General features: G+C 46.4%; 12 protein-coding genes. 10 read left to right on the forward strand and 2 right to left on the reverse strand.

Annotation, left to right across the window (positions count from 1 at the left end):
• Window positions 1–507: 507 nt before the first annotated feature.
• The 8 genes from N836_RS58835 to N836_RS58870 all read left to right on the forward strand — a co-directional run bounded on the left by N836_RS58835 (window position 508) and on the right by N836_RS58870 (window position 12,732).
• Window positions 508–1,797: a response regulator gene (locus N836_RS58835; protein WP_161634998.1), complete on the forward strand. Its 1,290-nt coding sequence runs from the start codon at window positions 508–510 to the stop codon at window positions 1,795–1,797.
• A 120-nt stretch (window positions 1,798–1,917) separates the two neighbouring features.
• Window positions 1,918–2,283 (forward strand): response regulator transcription factor, encoded by a 366-nt coding sequence (locus tag N836_RS58840; RefSeq protein ID WP_023074201.1) that lies wholly within the window; start codon window positions 1,918–1,920, stop codon window positions 2,281–2,283.
• On the forward strand, window positions 2,280–2,828 hold the full coding sequence (locus tag N836_RS58845) for a chemotaxis protein CheW (protein ID WP_023074202.1): 549 nt from the start codon (window positions 2,280–2,282) through the stop codon (window positions 2,826–2,828). Before N836_RS58840 ends, N836_RS58845 begins: the two co-directional genes overlap by 4 nt.
• Before the next feature lie 62 nt (window positions 2,829–2,890).
• A complete protein-coding gene (locus tag N836_RS58850; RefSeq protein WP_023074203.1) occupies window positions 2,891–5,227 on the forward strand; it encodes a methyl-accepting chemotaxis protein in 2,337 nt (778 codons plus the stop codon).
• A 135-nt stretch (window positions 5,228–5,362) separates the two neighbouring features.
• Window positions 5,363–8,821: a hybrid sensor histidine kinase/response regulator gene (locus tag N836_RS58855; RefSeq protein ID WP_023074204.1), complete on the forward strand. Its 3,459-nt coding sequence runs from the start codon at window positions 5,363–5,365 to the stop codon at window positions 8,819–8,821.
• A 32-nt stretch (window positions 8,822–8,853) separates the two neighbouring features.
• A complete protein-coding gene (locus N836_RS58860; protein ID WP_023074205.1) occupies window positions 8,854–9,426 on the forward strand; it encodes a chemotaxis protein CheW in 573 nt (190 codons plus the stop codon).
• Between the two features lie 320 nt (window positions 9,427–9,746).
• Window positions 9,747–11,387: an LA_3751/LA_3752 family putative glycosyltransferase gene (locus tag N836_RS58865; RefSeq protein WP_023074206.1), complete on the forward strand. Its 1,641-nt coding sequence runs from the start codon at window positions 9,747–9,749 to the stop codon at window positions 11,385–11,387.
• 118 nt (window positions 11,388–11,505) lie between these two features.
• Window positions 11,506–12,732, forward strand: a complete 1,227-nt coding sequence (locus N836_RS58870; protein WP_023074207.1) for a glycosyltransferase — start codon at window positions 11,506–11,508, stop codon at window positions 12,730–12,732.
• Window positions 12,733–12,844: 112 nt separating this feature from the next.
• Here N836_RS58870 and N836_RS58875 read toward each other — a convergent pair whose 3' ends face one another.
• On the reverse strand, window positions 12,845–13,279 hold the full coding sequence (locus N836_RS58875) for a hypothetical protein (RefSeq protein ID WP_023074208.1): 435 nt from the start codon (window positions 13,277–13,279) through the stop codon (window positions 12,845–12,847).
• A gap of 106 nt (window positions 13,280–13,385) precedes the next feature.
• Between N836_RS58875 and N836_RS58880 the strand changes: the two genes are divergently transcribed.
• Together N836_RS58880 and N836_RS58885 are read left to right on the forward strand one after the other, a co-directional pair.
• Window positions 13,386–15,644 (forward strand): Tex family protein, encoded by a 2,259-nt coding sequence (locus tag N836_RS58880; protein ID WP_023074209.1) that lies wholly within the window; start codon window positions 13,386–13,388, stop codon window positions 15,642–15,644.
• Window positions 15,645–15,683: 39 nt separating this feature from the next.
• Complete coding sequence (locus tag N836_RS58885) at window positions 15,684–18,698, forward strand: leucine-rich repeat domain-containing protein (protein WP_051394619.1); 3,015 nt, start codon at window positions 15,684–15,686, stop codon at window positions 18,696–18,698.
• Window positions 18,699–18,964: 266 nt separating this feature from the next.
• Here N836_RS58885 and N836_RS73560 read toward each other — a convergent pair whose 3' ends face one another.
• Window positions 18,965–19,432 carry a DEP domain-containing protein gene (locus tag N836_RS73560; protein ID WP_023074211.1) on the reverse strand — a complete coding sequence of 156 codons (468 nt, stop codon included), beginning with the start codon at window positions 19,430–19,432 and terminating at the stop codon, window positions 18,965–18,967.
• Window positions 19,433–19,835: the final 403 nt, after the last annotated feature.

The raw sequence follows: 19,835 nt of genomic DNA on the forward strand, positions 1-19,835 counted from the left end.
GATATTAGGTTGGGATATTAGGATTCTTTCCAACTAGGAAGTTTATCCAGTTCTGGATACTGCTTTTAAAGCTTCCCCCTTTAAAAGCCGCTGTCAAATAAGTATCTAAATTTCAGATTAGATTGCCGGAGAAACAGCTGCAAATAATGAATAGAGTTTTGTATCAATTGTGTTTCCCTTTAAGCCAAGTTAAAAATATCACATCGGAATAGCGCTATAGGAGCTATTTACACTATGGATAGTACTCTCAGAAATTAATTTTTTCAAGCATTCTACAGAAGTTTGTCAAAATTGCTGATTTTTGAGGGTTTTTGGAACCTTGTTGAATCTATGTTTTTCATCAAAAACTTGATATGTAGATTCACGTGACTTTGCTTAAAATCTCAAACTTGAGACCTGGAAGATTTTCAAGTTTTAGTTCCTTCACATTTTTATCTTCAGTTTGACTTGAGATGAGGTAGTAGTCCATGGATGGATGCCTACGGGAATTGTAAGTATATGAACATTATGAAAAGCTTGCAAAAGTCAAGAACCACAAACCCCACCAAGACTATCCGGAGTTTTCAGCCTCCAGTTTTGTTGGCAAGCTTCGTTCATACCTATGGAAGTGGGTGCTTAGAAGTTGATGCGAAATCAATGTCATGGTGGATATACTTTAAGGATGGAAAGCTTAACTATGCTTCCCATGCATCTGAAAAAAGTCTTGCATATTCTCTTAAGTGGCTGAAGTTAAAGCTAGCCATCATGAGCCATGAGGCATTGTCTTGGCTGGAAGAAAACTCCGAAGAGTTGTTAAATATCAAGCCTGAGAATATTCAATCAATTCAGTATTTTGAATATCAGATTATATGTTATCTGGTTGAGCAGAAATACCTAGAGGTTTGGCAAGCGCAAGAGTTGATAGAACAGCTGACACGAGAGGCAATTGAGTCATTTCTGTCTCTATCAGGAGGCGCTGTCAGAATTGAAAGAGAGCTTTTTGAAATCCCTGTGTTTTCAAGGCTAGACCCTAAAGATACAATTTCAAAATGTCAAACCCGTTTAAATACTTGGAAGCTGCTGAAGCCATTAATTACATCTCCCCACCAGCGCCCCTATATTGTTAGTCAAGATGGCTTTTTTAGAACTGACAATTCAAATTTTGTTTCTCCGAGATTAAAAAGTAAGCTCGGGACTATTTTACGGGGGTATAGTATTCGTCATATCGCTGCTATTCTACAGCAAGACGAACTTGATATTGCTAAGTTTCTATATCCCTACGTTGATAATAAATCGATCATTCTCCGTGAGCCAGAGGCTCCCTTTGATCGACTCACTGGACTTGAAAGTTCTGCGCCTAAACGAATTCAGCGATTAGACTCAGCTGCCACTGAGACTGTAGGTAGAAAATTCTCAACACCCCATACACCCACTCCTAATAAGCGTCAAAAATCTCGACCAGTGATTGCCTGTGTGGATGACAGTCCTAATACCTTGGATCAAATTGAACGTTTTTTAGGTGAAGAAAACTTCTCGGTATTTAAATTTCTTGAGCCCATTAAGGCCACATTCCAGCTGAAACGGCTGAAGCCGGATATCATTTTGTTAGATTTAACAATGCCAACAATTAGTGGATATGAATTATGTAGAATGCTGCGGCGTCTTCCCGGATTTGAAGATATACCAGTTGTAATGGTAACAGGCAAGAAAGGTATCATTAATAAAACAAGAGCTAAGTTAGTGGGGGCTACCGATTACTTGGAGAAACCTTTTAATAGAGCTAGTTTACTAGATGTGATATCTAGGAATTTATCTTAAGAGATATTAGAGAGCTATGGTTGTTTATTTAAAGCATAGGACGCTGTCTATCTAAAAGTATCTTTATTAGTTTGATTCCTCTACATAAAATTCAACGAACAGCTTTTGAGGTGAATAAAAGTGGCCAAAATCTTAGTTGTCGATGATTCTATCAATGAGTTGGAACTCATCAGCAGTTACCTAAGAAAAGGAGGTTATACGGTAATTGTAGCTACTGATGCTAAAGAAGCTTTGAACAAGGCGATAGAACATCAGCCCAATGCAATTGTTACAGACCTGGTCATGCCTGGGATGAACGGTCTGGAAATGTGCCGTAACCTGAAGAAGAATCCAGTGACTCAGAAGATGCCAATTGTCGCCTGCACATCGAAGTCAGGTGAGATTGATCGTCTTTGGGCTATGAAACAAGGTGTGAATGTATATGTCACTAAACCCTTCACTGAAGACCAACTTGTTAATGCCGTTCGATACAGCTTAAGTCAATGAATGCATCAGTTTTAGCGCATCGACAAGTTCAACCCGGAGGAGCTGCTGGTGCGGCTTGTCTGGGCTTTGAACTGAATGAGCAAACACCGGCACTGTTCACAATGAATCAGGTGCAGGAGATTATTGTTCTGCCAGCACAGCAGATCACGCCTATGCCAAATATGCCTCCTTGTGTGCTGGGGTTATCAACTCGACGCAGTCGAGTCATATGGTTAGTTGATTTGGCTCACATGCTGCTGGCTACACCACTGCCTGCAAATATTCGTAATTATAACGTTGTTATTATCCGTGTTGCTCAGCGATCTCAGCAACAGAATATGTTTGTATCGTCAGCTCATAATCAGGTGCTTTTGGGGTTAGTTGTGCCCACTATGAGAGGGGTTGTCCATGTGGCACCAGAGTTGGTTCAGAAGCCTAAGGGATATTTTTCGCCAGGTCTGATGCCTTGTTTGCGTGGATGCTTACTACAGCAAGATGAAATGTTGTTAGTCTTGGATGCTGAGGCGATTGCCCGCTCTCCCATGTTGCAAAGCAACTGGGAATAATTCTTTAATGCCTAACTTTCACAGTACTTCCTATCACTCTTAATCTAAAAAAACTTACAACAATGGCCCCCAATACAGAATTTTCGCCTCAGCTGAATAATATTCCAGCTGGTAATGGCAATCTGCCTAATGGTATGGATTCCTCTAATGATTCTGCTCTGAATACTAGTGAGCCTCAGTATGCTGGGCAGCCTGCTGCTACTGTCAATTCATCCTCTGGGGGGTTTTGGCAAAAGCTTACCCTAAGGAAAAAAGTACTTGCTCTGGCTCTATCGCTGGGAGTAGCTCCGGTTGTGGGCGTGGGTGGTCTGGGGTACTTTTTTGTGGGGCAAAGGATTGCAACTCAGGTAAGCGAGACTCAAGAGCATACAACATCTGATATTGCTAGTTTTACTGCAGAGTTCATGGATGCTCGGTTCCAAGATTTGAGAATCTTCTCCCAACTGAGCATGTTTGCAGATGGCAAAGTGCGTGAGGCCACAGAAATTAGCGATCGCAATGCATTTCTCCAGAACCTGGTCGAAAAATCACCCATTTATGCCGACATTGCGGTGGTTGATCTCAACGGTAACCCAGTTGCCGTCAGTAACCCAGACGGTATTCCGTCGAACGTGAGTCAAAACAACTGGTTTCAAAACATTATGGATACCCAGGAAATTACCTGGGTTCAACCACGGGCACCACAAGCCGGAGAACTTGAAGTTGCCCTAGTCGGAGCAGCACCCATTTTTGATACCGAAACGGGTGAGATGCTTTACATGATCCGTGTTCGTCTTGACTTTCAAGAACTAAAACAGCGGGTGAGTGATTTTGTATCGACCGATGCGGAAGTAGCCCTGATTGATGCTAATGAACAAATCTTTCTAACCAACACTGACGGTGTTGAGTCCAACCCAATTCTAACTAACCTCTCTGATTCGGTTTCCTGGCTACAGGACAGAGAGCCGCAAGTTGATATTCTGAATGAAGGGCAAAACGCTCAACTCACGGCCTATGCGCCCATTATCCATGATCCCAACAACCCACAACTTAACTGGAGCGTCGTCAGTTTAGTTGATACCTCTACTGCATTTTCTGCCTCTCAACAGCTTTTAAATACAGTCCTTGTGGGTACTGGCATTACTGTACTGTTGGTGGTCGCTGTTTCCACCTTGGTTGCTACGCGTGCGACTCTGCCAATTCTGCAAATTACTGAATCCGTAAAGCGGTTGGGGCAAGGAGATTTTGACACGCGCATCAATACCCAAGGCAATGATGAGATTGCCCAGCTGGGTGCCAACATTAATCTCATGGCATCCCAAATTCAGACACTGCTCGTTAAACAGGAAGAATCGCTACAGCAGCAGCTCTCTACCCAAGCCCAGATGGAAAGAGCTGAAGAGGAACGCAGAAGAACTGAAGTGTTACAGCGTGAGCTAGTACAGCTTCTAAATGAGATGGAAGAGGCCTCTAGCGGTAATCTCACCGTCCGTACAGAGCTAACAGCAGGTGAGATTGGCATCATCGGTGACGTTTTCAATACCATTATTGAGAACCTGCGTTCCATTGTGATCCAGGTGAAACAGTCCGCTGGACAGGTAAACGAGTCGATTAACCACAGCGAGGGCGCTATTCAACAGCTGGCCGATGACGCCCTGGCGCAGATGGACGAAATTACCAACACCCTGAATTCAGTGGAGCAGATGTCGAACTCCATTCAGGAAGTTGCCGACAATGCTCGTCAAGCTGCCCAGGTTGCTCAGGTTGCCTCCAGCGCTGCCCAAAACAGTGGAACTGCTATGGATCGAACCGTAGAAAGTATTCTTGGCCTGCGGTCTACAGTGGCGGAAACAGGAAAGAAAGTGAAACAACTGGGTGAAGCTTCACAGCAAATTTCTCAGGTAGTTTCGCTGATTAACGAGATTGCAATGAAAACTAACCTTTTAGCCGTCAACGCTAGTATTGAGGCTGCTCACGCTGGTGAAGAAGGTCAAGGTTTCGCAGTAGTTGCCAGCGAAGTTGGTCAGCTCGCAGAACAGTCAGCAGCTGCCACTAAAGAGATTGAGCAGATTGTGAAAAACATTCAGATGGGGACTCGAGATGTGGTAGAAGCCATGGAACGAGGCACTACTCAGGTAGTAGAAGGTACTCAACTGGTGCAAGAAACGAAAGAAGGCTTAGGGCAGATTGTGGAAGTATCACAAGAAATTGATCATCTACTCCAATCTATTTCGAAAGCAACCGTTTCACAGGCTGAAACATCTCAAACGGTGACTCAGCTCATGCAGGAGATTACCACCGCCTCTAAGCGCACCTCAGATTCTTCCCGTGAAGTTGCTGAAACACTGCAAAATACCGTAGAAGTTGCCCGCGAATTAGAATCTACAGTAGACCAGTTCAAAATTAAAACAGAAGCCTAATCCAACCATCACTCGTCTTCAGGGATGGAGAGCCATGGTTCTCTAGCAGAATTATCTTCATCTCTAAGATCGACAGCCCGACAGTAGCCCATATCTCCTATTTCAAATCTATTTCTGCTCTATTAAATTAAAACCATGTCACATGAAGCAGATCGTGAGGTCTGGCTCAACTTCTTAGATGAAGTTGATGAATATCTCAATACTATTGAATCAGTATTACTCGGCCTTGCTGAAACCGGGGTGAATCCACAGCAGATGGATGCGGCACTACGAGCAGTCCATACGATTAAAGGCATCGGCTCAATGATCGAATGCCCATCCATGAGTCAGGTGGCCCATCAATTCGAGGACTCCCTAAAAATTATTAGGGTTCGTCGTGGCTCAGTTGAAATGGATGCGGCGCTGGAGATACTGCTGTTGCAGGGGCTAGATACCATGCGCCAGATTAGCTCACTCCATCGTCAAGCGCTGCCGATTACCGAAGCCTGGTTGAAAGAGCAAGCCTATCCTAACTTTGAGAAACTTCGTGAGCGTCTGGGTGAGGTCCAAGCCAGTGATGAACTGGCTCTACTGGCTGAAGAATCCGACGATAGTACAGCAGCCGTCATGTTCGGCACTGAGGTGGATGAGCTGCTGGAACGACTCACATCAGTATTAACTACACCTGGTTCTCCCTGTCTGCGGGAAGAATTGGAGATGATGGTAGAGGAGCTGAACGATCTCGGTAAAATGCTGCAGCTGGATGCGTTCTGCGAACTCTGTGCCTCCATTGATCAGCAACTGAGAGCAGCGACCCCAGACCAGGTAGAACCGATTGCCCATCAAGCGCTAGAACTCTGGCAGCGTTCTCAAGCTTTGGTGATGGTTGGCAAACTTGATAAGATACCCACCCAGCTAGAGCCGGTTGATATTGCCGATGTCTCTAAACTGTTTGAAAATGAACAATTAGAGTTTATGGGCTCAGAGTCATTCGTCACTGCGGAGGACTCTGAGTTTAAGACTTTAGACCTGGATACAGAAGCATTCTCGAATCTCAATTTTATTCATGATTCAGATGTTGTAGAAGCTGAAGAGACGGTTGAGGCAGATGCCGTTGAGACCGTCGATGTTTCAGAAAAGATTGACTTTGATCAAGTTGCTTTTGTAGAAACCTTAGATACTGATCCAAGTACTACCGCTAGCGCTAGCCTGGATGAAGCAATCGCTGCAGAAATTTACGAGGAGCAGGATACTCTAGTTACGCCATCGGACGCTGTTGCAGACGATGTTCATGAGTTTGATATGGCTGGTATTGAAGCTGCAATTGAGAGCTTTAATCCATCGGACGCTGTTGCAGACGATGTTCATGAGTTTGATATGGCTGGTATTGAAGCTGCAATTGAGAGCTTTAATCCAACTGAATTTTATTTCGATGATGCCTCAGTCGCCATTGAGGAGGACATAAATTCATCCATTGAGGTTAATGAGACCGTTGTAGAGCCTCAAACTAATCTAGTTTCACCTGCTCAATCCTCAACAGCAGCAGATGATGATTTTGTAGAAATTTTGGTTGAACCGGTAGAGTCTCCTACAGTCAATGCTCAAGATCCACAAGAAAATACGGTTCGAGTCCCCATTAAGCTCTTAACACAGTTAAATGACTTATTTGGAGAACTGATCATTCAGCGTAATACGATCAACTCACGCCTGGATCAAATGGAGGATTTGATCAATCTGTTTTCTAAACGGATGGTGAGTCTAGATAAAACGAACGTAGAGCTACAAACATTTTGTGATCAGCTCGCAGTTGATACCCCAGTATCTCGGATGGGATCAATCAATGGAGCTGAAGCTCGTCAAATAGAGCTGTTGGTCTCTCAAGTAGCCACCAATGTAGCCCCGTCGTGGCAAGAGACAACTAACGCACCTGCGATCGCAGATCCGCTAACAGCATCTGAACAGACTTTCGATAGTCTGGAGCTTGATCGTTATAGTGATTTACATCTTCTATCCCAGTCCCAACGAGAAACCTTGGTGCAGCTGAGAGAAGTCTCTAGCGATGTAAAACTCAACATGCGGGAGATTAAACAGGCCTCCAGCAATTTAAACCGTACCGCTAAATCATTACAGATCAACGTGACACGGGCAAGGATGCGACCTCTGTCTGATATTGTTGAGCGCTTTCCTAGAACAGTTAGAGAGTTATCTTTGCAGTATGGCAAAGCAGTCGAACTAAAAATTTCAGGCGGGGCTACCCTAATTGATCGCTTTGTTGCGGTACATCTTCGCGATCCCCTCATGCACTTGCTACGCAATGCATTTGACCATGGTATTGAAGATGCCGAGACCCGTCAGTTACAAGGAAAATCCCCCCAAGGCACCATTGAAATTCGAGCTACCCACAGAGGCAATCAAACCTTGATTTCCATCAGCGATGATGGGGCAGGTATTAACCTCACGAAAATTCGCAGTCGTGCCCATCAAATGGGATTGACAGAAGACCTGCTCAATAGCATGAGTCAGAGTGAGCTCCTGGGGATGATTTTTGAACCTGGGTTCAGTACGGCTTCTCAAGTGACCAGTTTGTCAGGTCGAGGTATTGGTATGGATGTGGTCCGTACTAGTCTTGAGCAGATTCGCAGTGAGGTTAAAGTTGACACTCAGCCTGGAGTGGGCACAACATTTACCATTAGCGTCCCCTTTACCCTTTCCATCATGCGAGTATTGCTGGTGGAAACCAGCGGTATGCAACTGGCATTTCCTACCGATAGTATCGAAGAGATGATCCGTCTCAAAACTACGCAGATCTTCGACACGCCGGAGCAAAAAGTGATTAACTGGGAAGGGCTGACCGTGCCGCTGATCTACCTGGATCGGTGGCTAGAGTTTCGCTGTCCGATGCGGCCCACCAATAGAGAAGCTGTGCCGATTATCAATGAGCCATCAATTCTCATTGTCAATCAAGGAGAACGCTTAAGTGGCATTCATATCGATCGGTTTTGGGGAGAACGAGAAGTTGTTATCCGTCAGATTGAAAATGTCATTAGCTTACCGCCAGGCTTTAACGGTTGCACTATTTTGGAAGATGGCCATGTCGTGCCTCTAGCCGATGCCGTTAAACTGCTGGAATGGGTTGAGCGCGATGAAACAGAACAGGATGATAACAATTCTCGTCCCCATTGGCAGAACCTGCTACAGTCTGGGCTAGGGGAGACTGAACCACCTCAACCGCTGGCCTTACCTCAGGTGCAACAAATTAATATCCTGGTGATTGACGACTCTATTAATATGCGTCGGCTGCTACGGACGACCCTAGAACAAGCTGGCTATAGTGTAGAGCAGGGCAAAGATGGTCAAGATGCGGTAGACCAATTATCTAGGGGATTAATCGTTGATGCGATTGTATGTGATATTGAAATGCCGCGCCTAGATGGATATGGTGTGCTGGCTGAGCTTAAATCTGATGCCAGGTTTAAGAACTTACCGATTATTATGCTGACCTCGCGCGGTAGCGAAAAACATCGCCAGCTGGCGATGCGTTTAGGCGCAACTGCTTACATTACCAAACCCTATCAGGATCATGAGCTTCTGCAAATAATTGAGCAGGTACTCTAACAGCAATCCCTCAGTGCAGTGTAATCACCCCCATGACTCCTTTATCTTCCCTCAAATCTCGACGTCTGAGAACCTATAAAGGCGAGCCTACGCAACAGGTCATTGTTTTTCAAATGCAACGTGAGTGGTTTGCGTTACCAATTTTTGCGGTCAAGAAGGTAGTACGTAAAAGTGAGACCCAGGGAGACTATCATAATTCTGGGACAGGCCTTACTGTTTATGAAGGTAAAGAGCTGCTTGTTTTAGATATTTCCCAGCAGCTTTTTGGCTCCATGAGTTACCAGGCCAGTTTACCGGCATTTGGGTTGCCAGAAGATGTCACATCACAATCATATCCATACCTGGAGCAACAGTCTGCTGGTGGATATTTAATTATTATTCGCAGCCATCAAGGAGAATTAGCGGGGCTGCCGGTGGCCTCATCTCCAGCTGTGCGACGATTTGCCCAGTCAGCCATAGTGCCGCTACCGTCGAACTATGCTACTCGGGTGAATATAAGATGTGTTAGCGGATTGATTGTCCAGTCTGACGTCGAGCCGCTTTTATTTGTTCTCAATCCGGATCAGCTGTTACAGACTCAACCTTTGCTACCACCCACCATCTAACTCATTAAAATTGAAGGCGTTGTTGATCTGAACTATGATTTCGTCTTAGAGATATGGCTGGATGGCATTTTCAATCCATCGGTTCATCGTCGTAAATCAGCAACGGTAAATTGCACCGTTAATGTCACCCTTAGAAAAGCTTTGTATAAAGTGGTGCAACTTTAAAGCTAGTGGTAATCGGGTAACTATTTGTACTGAGCACAGACTGAGGCGCTGTTGAACTTAGCTAACTGAACAGTGCTGTTTTAGAAATACAGCGACTGACTTCTGCATGGACGTATCTAAATTGTTTTGCCAACGCCTTCAGCGTCGCTATACTAATGCTCAAATCAAGGAAGTGGCTGTCCTGGCTTTTACCTGGACTTGTATTGATAGTCGGCATAGGGTTGAGTTTAGGACTACAGTTCTACAGCCGAGATGGAGTATTTTTTAGCGGTGATGCTGGATTAAAAGCCCTGTTGTCCCAGCAGTTTAGTGCTGGCAAGTGGCAAACATCTCTGGATCTGCCTCAACCGGCCTGGGTGCTGACCCTCTGGCGACAGGGGCTTTATCCGTTTGCACCACCCTATGTTTATGAGCAACAGGGAAATTATTTTATTACGTTTCCATTTATATTCCCGGCGATTACTGCGCCGTTCTATCGACTGATAGGCTACCACGGTCTATATGTGGTGCCCCTGATATCTTTATGGGTTACTTGGTTGCGGCTGTGGCAAGTGTGTCGAGTGTGGCGGATTCACTCAGCTATCATTGCCCTGAGCTTAGGCTTGGTAATTTTGGCATCGCCCTTGACTCTCTACGGGGCGATTTACTGGGAACATACCCTGGCGATCGCACTAGCCTTTTGGGGTGTCTCAGGGCTACTGATTCATCTGTTGCCAGCAGGACAAACCGATCGCATCAGCCTGAATGAAGCCTTGGTTAACGGCGTCTGTGTCGGGTTAGCGGTGTGGTTGCGGCCTGAATTGTTGTGTTTAGCCATCATTTTGGCAGCCCTGGTCGTGGCTAGCCGGATTCCCCAGATACCGACTCGATGGCGAGTGGTCATTCCCCGTGGATTAACCCTGGGCTTAGTGGTGGCCTTTACTGGCGCAATGTCGCTGACGATTCTGGGATTGCTAGGCATGAACGGCGTCATCTATGGTCGTACCCTGGGCATGTATGCCATAGAAAGCAGTGTATCCATTGGTCAGCGAGCGACTCAAATCTGGCATAACTATAGCTATATGGTGGTTGCACTGCTGCGGTATTTCCCTGCCTGGTTGCTGGCATTGGCACTCCCCTGGTGGATGGGAGGACGGGCTCGCGCTGCAAGTATTGTGCTGATCACCGTTGGCAGCTTATTTGCGATCGCAGTTCCCCTGATTGCCCCCTCCAGCCTTGAGGACCCGCAATGGGGACCCAGGCTGTATCTCATTTTGGTCCCCATAACCGGCCTCATTATTGCCGCCGGGTTGCAGCATCTGTGGCCAATACGCCAAAAACGCTGGCAAACCCTGGCTGCTATTGCCCTGGTGATGGCCTTAGGCATACACATCAATCTCATCAACGGGGGTTTAAAGGACTATTACGATCCCCAGACCAACTCGATTTCACTGTCTAGCAACCGTGCCCCCGTTGCCCCTGCCATTGCCGCCCTGGCCAGCTACAACGAACCCTGGGTGGCCATGTCCCACCAGCAGGTCGCCCATCAGCTCTGGCCCAGCCTGCGCTTTAAGACATTTTTTCGCACCGAAACCGAAACCGCCGTCACCCAGCTAGCGGCAGAACTCGTGAACCAGGGCGAGTCATCATTTTTATATCTCTGTGAGCCAGACATTTCCTGCTTGATCCCCAACCAAGGCATCTTACGGTCCAATCAGTTTGGCAACGATAATACTGCCATGCGTATATCCTTTAGATCATTGGGTACCTTTGGTAAATATTCGTTCTATCGTGGACTGATAAACGTTAATCAATAACCTAAACAGGACTCCGCTAACTATCAGCCTTAGTAGAGCTTTAGCAGTAAGGCCTTGCTAGGGGCGTTATGTGTACTCCCCCGCCCAGTGGGGTATCTCTCCTGGTAAATCTGTATCAATGAATTCCTATACTTCTGAGCTGGTTAAGCCCCCCCAAGGACCATTAAGAATTACGTCTACCCATAGCGGTTTGCCATTTTCCTTGGTGATCCCTACCTATAACGAAAGCAAAAACGTTGGCAAGTTGGTGTCATACCTCTCAGCTCTGCTGGATAATCTGCTGCCCAACCAGTATGAGCTAATTTTGGTCGATGATAATAGCCCAGACAATACCTGGGAAGTCGCCCAGCAACTCACCTCCAACTACCCGCAGCTGCGGGTGATGCGACGTCAGCAAGAACGGGGGCTCTCCTCAGCCGTAATCCGTGGCTGGCAGGTGGCCCAGGGAGAAATTTTAGGCGTCATCGATGCCGATTTGCAGCACCCTCCTGAAACCCTCAAGCAAATGATTCACCATGTACAGGCAGGGGCCGATCTGGCGGTGGCCAGCCGCCATGTGCATGGAGGTGGCGTCAGCGATTGGAGCCCGATCCGGCGCTTCTTATCGCGGGGAGCCCAGGTCTGTGGGCTGCTGATTCTGCCCAGTGTGGTCGGTCGCGTTACCGATCCCATGAGCGGATATTTTATGGTGCGGCGCAGTGCTATTGCCGGTCACACCCTCAACCCCCTGGGTTACAAAATTTTGCTAGAGGTGATTGGTCGGGGCAATGTGGGTGAGATTGCCGAAGTTGGTTATGTGTTTCAGGAACGGGAGGAAGGCGAAAGCAAGGTGACCTGGAAGCAATATGTAGAATACCTGGGTCACTTGGTACGGCTGCGATCGCAAGGGCGCATTGCCCGCATTCGTCAGAAATTTCCCATCGGTCGATTTTTGCGGTTTGGGGTGGTAGGTTTAAGCGGCGTATTTGTGGATATGGTGGTGCTCTATTTATTGAGCGACCCCAGCACCCTGGCCTGGGGTCTCACCCGCAGCAAAATTATTGCCGGTGAGGTCGCGATTCTCAATAACTTTTTATGGAATGACGCCTGGACCTTTGCAGACATTGCTAGATCCCAGCAAGGCATGGGAGCCCGACTCAAGCGATTTCTCAAATTTAACGTAGTTTGCCTGTCGGGGTTGGTGCTGAATGTACTGCTGCTCAACCTGATTTTTAACGTCGTCTTTGGCCAGCAGTATCGATATCTAGCTAACCTGATTGCGATCGCAGTGGTAACCGCCTGGAACTTCTGGATGAATCTCAAGCTTAGCTGGCGGGTCACCCAGGTGAAAAAATCGGATAATTGACGGTAGCTGTCAAATTGGCTTCAGGTTATTCAGGCCCCCAAACCGTCAAGTTTGGGGGCTTTGAGTCTTAAGCTCCCCGAGCTAAGAGGGCAGCTTTTTTGTCAGTAATGCTCTAGAAAGCATTGTTGATGCCAAAGGCTTCTTGAACGGGTTCTTGCAAAAAGTAGTAAATATAAAACCCGCTAAAGGCAACGGAGGCCAGGCTGACGGGATTAATCATCAGCAGTCCCCCCAGGTTGCCAAAAATGCCTAGGGCCTGCAGCCCCAGATTTAAATACCAGGCCCAGGACTGCAGCGCCCAGAGGCCAACTGCGATCGCGGCATTGGCCAGGGCCAGCACCAAAAAGATGCCCCCAATCACCCTAGGAAACGCATCAATTACCCCTGGCGGTAGCTGTTCCAGCAAGTCTGACATCTCTGGGTCCAGACGCATCCGTTCTAGAATCAGCTTACTTAGAAAAAAGGCCGCAACCCCTAAAAAGCCCAGCAACAGAGCCTGTAGGGCATCGATAATGGCCAAAATTGTCACACCTACGGGTCGTTCCATCGCCTTATTAACCGCGTCTGTAATTTCACGGTATAGCAATTATGGACCCATGGGGGCAAGGACTCCTTAGCTATAATCATGGCTGCTTGTTTTATAGGAACGCTCTATGCAGTTTGCGCCTGTTATCGCCAAGGATCTGTCTGTTCGACCGGCTCAAGTAGAGGCGGCGTTAGAACTGCTGGAAACGGGGGCGACAGTGCCGTTTATCGCCCGCTATCGTAAGGAAAAAACGGGGGAGCTAGATGAACGCCAGCTGCGGCAGATTGAGGAGCAGTTCGCCTATCTCACAGAGCTAACCAACCGTAAACAGACGGTACTGGAGTCCATTGACAGCCAGGGCAAGCTCACCGACGAGCTCCGCGATCGCATTACCCGTTGCACCAGCAAAACCGAACTAGAAGACCTCTATTTACCCTATCGCCCCAAACGTCGCACCCGTGCTACGGTGGCCCGTGAAAAAGGTCTCGAACCCCTGGCCCAGCAAATCGCCCAGCTAAACCAGTCGGGGGCAGCGGTGAAATCCCTAGAAGAATTGGCCACCGGCTTTGTTACGGATGAGGTGCCCGATGCGGCAGCCGCTTTACAGGGAGCCGCCGACATTCTGGCAGAGGGAATTGCTGAGCAGTCAGACCTGCGGGCCTATGTACGACAGACGTTACTAAAAACGGGGGTCTTTAGCTCCAAGATTAAGCCAGACTATCCCGAAGGCAGCACCAAGTATGAGATGTATCGCAAGTATGAATGTGCGATCGCAAAGCTGGCTCCCCACAATTTACTCGCCCTGTTGCGCGGCGACAAAGAAGGCATTCTTAAAGTTAACCTCACTGGTGATGAAGACACCATTCTCGACCATCTAGAACGCAATCAGATTCGCACCAAACAAGCCAACATAAGAGAGTTTTACCAGACCCTAATTAAAGACACCTTCTCACGGCTGATGAAAAATTCCCTCACCAATGAGGTGATTGCCGAGAAAAAAGCCTGGGCCGATAGCGAATCCATCGACACCTTTGCCGTCAATATCAAAAATCTGTTGTTAGCCGCTCCAGCTGGGATGAAACCCACCTTAGGCGTAGATCCAGGATTCCGCACAGGCTGTAAGGTCGCCGCCATTGATGGCACTGGCAAATTTTTAGAATATAAAGCGATTTTTCCCCATACGGGCAAACAGGAGAGTGCGGCCAAGATTCTCTCGGAGATGATTGCTCGACACAATATTCAGCTGATTGCTATTGGTAATGGTACCGCCAGCCGAGAGACTGATGGGTTTGTTGCGGAAGTGATTCGGGAGCTAGATCCAAAGCCGATTAAGGTGATGGTGAATGAGTCGGGGGCGTCGATTTATTCAGCCAGTGAGGTTGCGATCGCAGAATTTCCAGACCTGGATATCACCGTGCGCGGAGCCATAAGCATTGCCCGACGACTGCAGGACCCCCTAGCAGAGCTAGTAAAAATTGAACCCAAGTCCATTGGTGTAGGTCAGTATCAGCACGATGTGGACCAGAAGCTACTCAAACAAAAGCTCGATGCCACGGTAGAAAGCTGCGTGAACTATGTCGGTGTAGATTTAAACATTGCGTCCCGCGAATTACTCACCTATGTGTCGGGGGTGAGTTCTGCCATTGCTAACAATATTGTTGCCTACCGTAATGAGAATGGTGCATTTAATAGCCGACGACAGTTGTTGAAAGTGGCAAAACTAGGGCCAAAAGCCTATGAGCAATGTGCGGGCTTTTTACGCATTCGTGACGGTAAGAACCCGTTGGACAATACCGCCGTGCATCCAGAGAGTTATGACACGGCCACCACAATTTTGAAAGACAAAGGCGTGGATGTGAAAGCGGGGCTAAGTGAGCTAAATTTAGCCAATTTGGACCTGCAGCGGTATGTCACCGAGGCGGTGGGACTGCCGACGCTGCGAGACATTGTTGAAGAGCTAGAGAAGCCAGGACGAGATCCGCGAGCAGAGTTTACCTATGCCAACTTCCAAGAGGGGGTAAATGAGATTTCAGACCTGAAGGAAGGCATGGTGTTAGAGGGCGTGATTACCAACGTGGCGAACTTTGGGGCCTTTGTGGATATTGGCGTGCATCAGGATGGGCTGGTGCATATTTCTCAGCTGGCGAATCGATTTGTGAAAGACCCGAAGGAGATTGTGCAGGTGGGTCAGGTGGTGAAGGTGAAAGTGATGGAAGTGAATAAAGAGTTAAAGCGAATTGGGCTGAGTATAAAAGCAGTTGATGGGGGTGGTGGGAAGGCGGCACCGAGACCGAGTAAGAAGCAGGCGGTGGAGAAAGCAACACCAAAGTCGGCTAGTTTGGCAGATTTGCAAGCAAAGTTTAGTCGCTCAAAACGAAGAAAGTAGATGATTTGAACCCCTTAACTAAAGGAGGTGATAAAGACGATGCCAATGACAAAAGATCAGCTTCTGAAGGTTATCGAGACAGCAGCTAGGACCAGAACAACAAAACTCGATCTCTCTGGATATGGTTTGAGTGAGTTGCCCGCTGAGATTGGACAACTCAGCAATTTATCAGCGCTCGATCTCAGTAAGAATCAACTGCATAGTTTACCGGTTGAACTTACACAACTTACCAAATTATCTCAGCTCTATCTGAGTGAGAACCAATTGAGCTACCTGCCTGCCGAAATTGGACAACTTACAAATCTATCTCGGTTCGCCCTACGCGCAAATCAACTGAGTAGGCTACCTGCCGAAATTGGGCAACTTACGAATTTAGCTTGGTTAGATCTCAGCGCGAATCAACTAACCAGTCTACCTACTGAAATCGGTCAGCTAGTCGAATTATCTTGGCTTTACCTTAGAGCTAACCAACTGGGCTATTTCCCAGCTGCAATAAGTCAACTCACCAACTTACCCTGGCTTGATCTCAGTGCGAACCAGTTGGATAGCCTACCTCCAGAAATCGGAGAACTGACTAAATTATGGGAGCTGGATCTCAAAGCAAACAATTTGGATGGCCTACCTCCAGAAATCACCAAACTTAAGAATTTATCAATTCTCGATTTAAGAGCAAATCAATTCAAGAGTCTACCTGCAGAAATTGCTCAGCTCATTAGTCTATGGGAACTTGACCTGAGTGCAAACCAACTGAGTAGTTTACCCACAGAAATTGCTCAGCTTATCAACCTATTAGTACTCAATTTGAGTGCAAACCAACTGAGTAGTTTACCTACAGAAATTGCTCAACTGGCCAAATTGTGTGAGCTTGATCTTAGAGCAAATCAATTGAATAGTCTGCCAGTCGAAATTGGACAACTTACTGATTTAGCTTGGCTGGATCTGAGTGTAAACCAACTAAGCAGCTTGGCTAAGGAAATCGCCCAACTCACTAATTTATCCGTACTTTACATCCGCGCAAACCAGCTGGATAGCGTACCTGCCGAAATTGGGCAACTTAAGAATTTATCTCAGCTCGATCTAAGTTCAAATCAATTGAGAAGTTTACCGGAAGAAATCGCCCAACTCACGAACTTATCTCGGTTCTACCTCAGGAAGAATCCTCATTTATCCATTCCTCCTGAAATTGTCAGTAAAGTTGATGTGCCTGCCATAATCATCAACTATTATCTACAAAATAGTGAAGAATCCTCTCGCCAGCTTAATGAAGCTAAGGTTCTTTTCGTAGGTGAAGCTAAGGTTGGTAAAACGTCTTTGGCAAAACGGCTTATTGACGGGACCTTTGATGCCAGTGAGCGTATGACTGAAGGTATCAACATTCGTGATTGGATAGTGACAGCTAAAAATCAACAAGTCAAGCTTAACGTGTGGGACTTTGGTGGTCAGGAAATCATGCACGCTACCCATCAGTTTTTCCTTACCAAGCGTAGCCTTTATTTGCTTATTCTTAGTGCTCGTCAAGATGAAGATGCCAATCGTATTGAATACTGGCTCAAAATTATTCGCAGCTTTAGTGATAACTCTCCCGTAATTATTGTTGGAAACCAGGTTGATCAAAAACCCCTCGATATTGATCGGCGTGGCCTTAAGAAAAAGTATCCCAATATAGTTAGATTTATTGAGACTTCCTGTAGCAACCTTAAACACAAGGGTATTGAAAAACTCAAGCGTGAAATTCAACAGCAAATTGCCAACCAGCCCCACGTCTTTGACAGCCTTCCTGCTTCTTGGTTTGCTGTGAAAGACCAGCTAGAGAAACTCGATGCCGACTATATCGAATATCACCAATACCAACATATTTGCCAATCTCAAAACATCACCCAAGAACAAAATCAGAAAACTCTGGTTGGCTTTCTTCATGATCTGGGTATCGCACTTAACTTTAGTGATGATCCTCGCCTTAAGCAAGACAATATTCTTAACCCAGAGTGGGTAACTAATGGTGTTTACTCTATTCTTAATGATAATGCTCTCATGACCGAGCATAAGGGAATTTTGGAGCGCTCTATGCTCCATCGTATCCTGGATAAAAAAAAATACCCTGCTGACAAACATCTGTTCATCCTTGACATCATGCGCAAGTTTGAACTGTGCTTTCCTCTTGAAGGCTACGAGGACAAAAATTATCTCCTACCCGATCTTCTTAGCAAAGAAGAACCTGAAACCGGCGATTGGAATGATATTCTCCCCTTTCAGTATCATTATAATATTCTTCCTGGTAGTGTTATCTCACGATTCATTGTCCGTATGAATCAACTCATCTCTAAACGCACCTACTGGCGAAATGGTGTAGTTCTTACTAAAGGCGTCAATAAAGCCCTCGTCAAAGCCGACAAGGAAGATCGAAAAATGTTTGTCTGGGTTAGTGGAAACCAAAGCACTCGACGTATCCTACTAGAAAGTATTCGCGATCAGTTTGACTACATTCACAGCAGCATACCTGGCCTAGAAGTAGACGAAAAAGTTCCCTTACCTAGCAATCCTAATGTTCTAGTGGACTACAAAAACCTACTCGACATGGAAGAAATGGGTGTGGAAGACTTCGTACCCTCTGGTCTTCGCCAAAAAGTTCGCGTTCGCGACTTACTTGAAGGAATAGAAAGTAGTCAAAATCGAGAAGAACGTCAAGAATCTCGCAAAGAACTAGAGCAGAGGTTTCCGCCTCCTGCACCTATCCCAAATCTACAGACAACTCCTTTAGCACGCTCTCATACTCCTTGGGGGTCGGGTCTATTCTATTTGTTCGTATTATTTATTGTTACAGCTCTGTTTGCCATTGTCAGTCGTCTCGTACCTTGGTATATTTTGCCTATTGTTATCATTGGCGCTCTACTTTCTATTGGTGTTATTGGCGCATTCCAGCTTATGCAAGACGAGCGCTTCAGCGAAGAAAAATTCGTCACCTTAATCATTGAAGCCTACAAGCGCTTGCCATTATTGCGTGGGCAAGACACTAAACAGTTATCATCAGAAGAAAATACCAATAGTGATTCATAACATGAATACTGGCCAACCCACAGTAATCCAAAATCTCAGCCTCAAGGTTCAAAACTGTCTAGGTGTGTTCAGCAATTAGATACCACTCAAATCATAGAAATACTGTAAAAAAAAATCCCGTCTCTACGATGCCCTGAAAGCTTAGGTGGGTCAAGGCAGAAACTGGACACATCTGACCCACCTAACGACCTGTCTATGGATGGTCGTCGCGCTAATTCACATAGGCGAGGTGAACCTGACGAAGTGGGCCAAGTACATCCCCTGGGCTATTCATCTACATAGAAGCGATAGAAAAAGTGGTTGTTTTCAAAATCTTGTTCATCGAGCACATGATGAATAATGTGGCGTTCTAACATACGTTGTCCCACGCGGATAGCTTCGTGCGGCGTGAGGTTAGCGTTATTTATTAGCCAATCGACGGCTTCATTGCCAATAAAGCACTTTGGATATACCTTGAGCTTATAGCGACGGTCTTTAATCGATATTCCGGCACTGCTGCTTCTCATCTGGGTAACGAGCTGTTCTAACGCTTCTGGGGTAACGTAGGGAGCCAGCTTAAGCTTCTGATCTACATACGTTACATCGCCCGCTAAGATCCATTGGACCAGGCTTTCGTAGTCGTACTGAGGGTAGAGATTATTAAAGTCTGTAACTAATGCTTCGGCCTTACTGTAGAAAATCTTGAGATTCAGGCAGGCAACGGCAACAGTTTCAACTTTTGTTTTTGACACCATGTGAGGACTTCTCAATAAAAATAGGAGAATTTATAGGACTGAAATTGTCTTTTGTTGTATTGAGGCAGCCTATACAGGTCTATCCCCATCTGAATAATCAAGATGCCAGAGGTAGCTGAATGGCATCTGACTGTAAACTGAAAAATATCTGAAGGATGATTAATTCAGCTGAGAATAGCAACAGCGCAGCGCAGCGCAACGCGAGGTTTTAAATTACTTCCGTCGTTTTAAGTGATTGAGCTGTGAAATGATTTTTTGCGGTTAAACCTGTTCTTCCAAGACTCTGACGCTGGAGCTATGCAATCCATAACAGCCCGCTTGACGAAAGTCTGGCTACCGTTCTAAAGTGACTCAATGCTGCCAGTGCAGCTGTTCTACTAGAACCTAATACTTAGCACCATCG

It is taken from the genome of Leptolyngbya sp. Heron Island J (genome assembly GCF_000482245.1).
Lineage (GTDB): Bacteria > Cyanobacteriota > Cyanobacteriia > Phormidesmidales > Phormidesmidaceae > Leptothoe.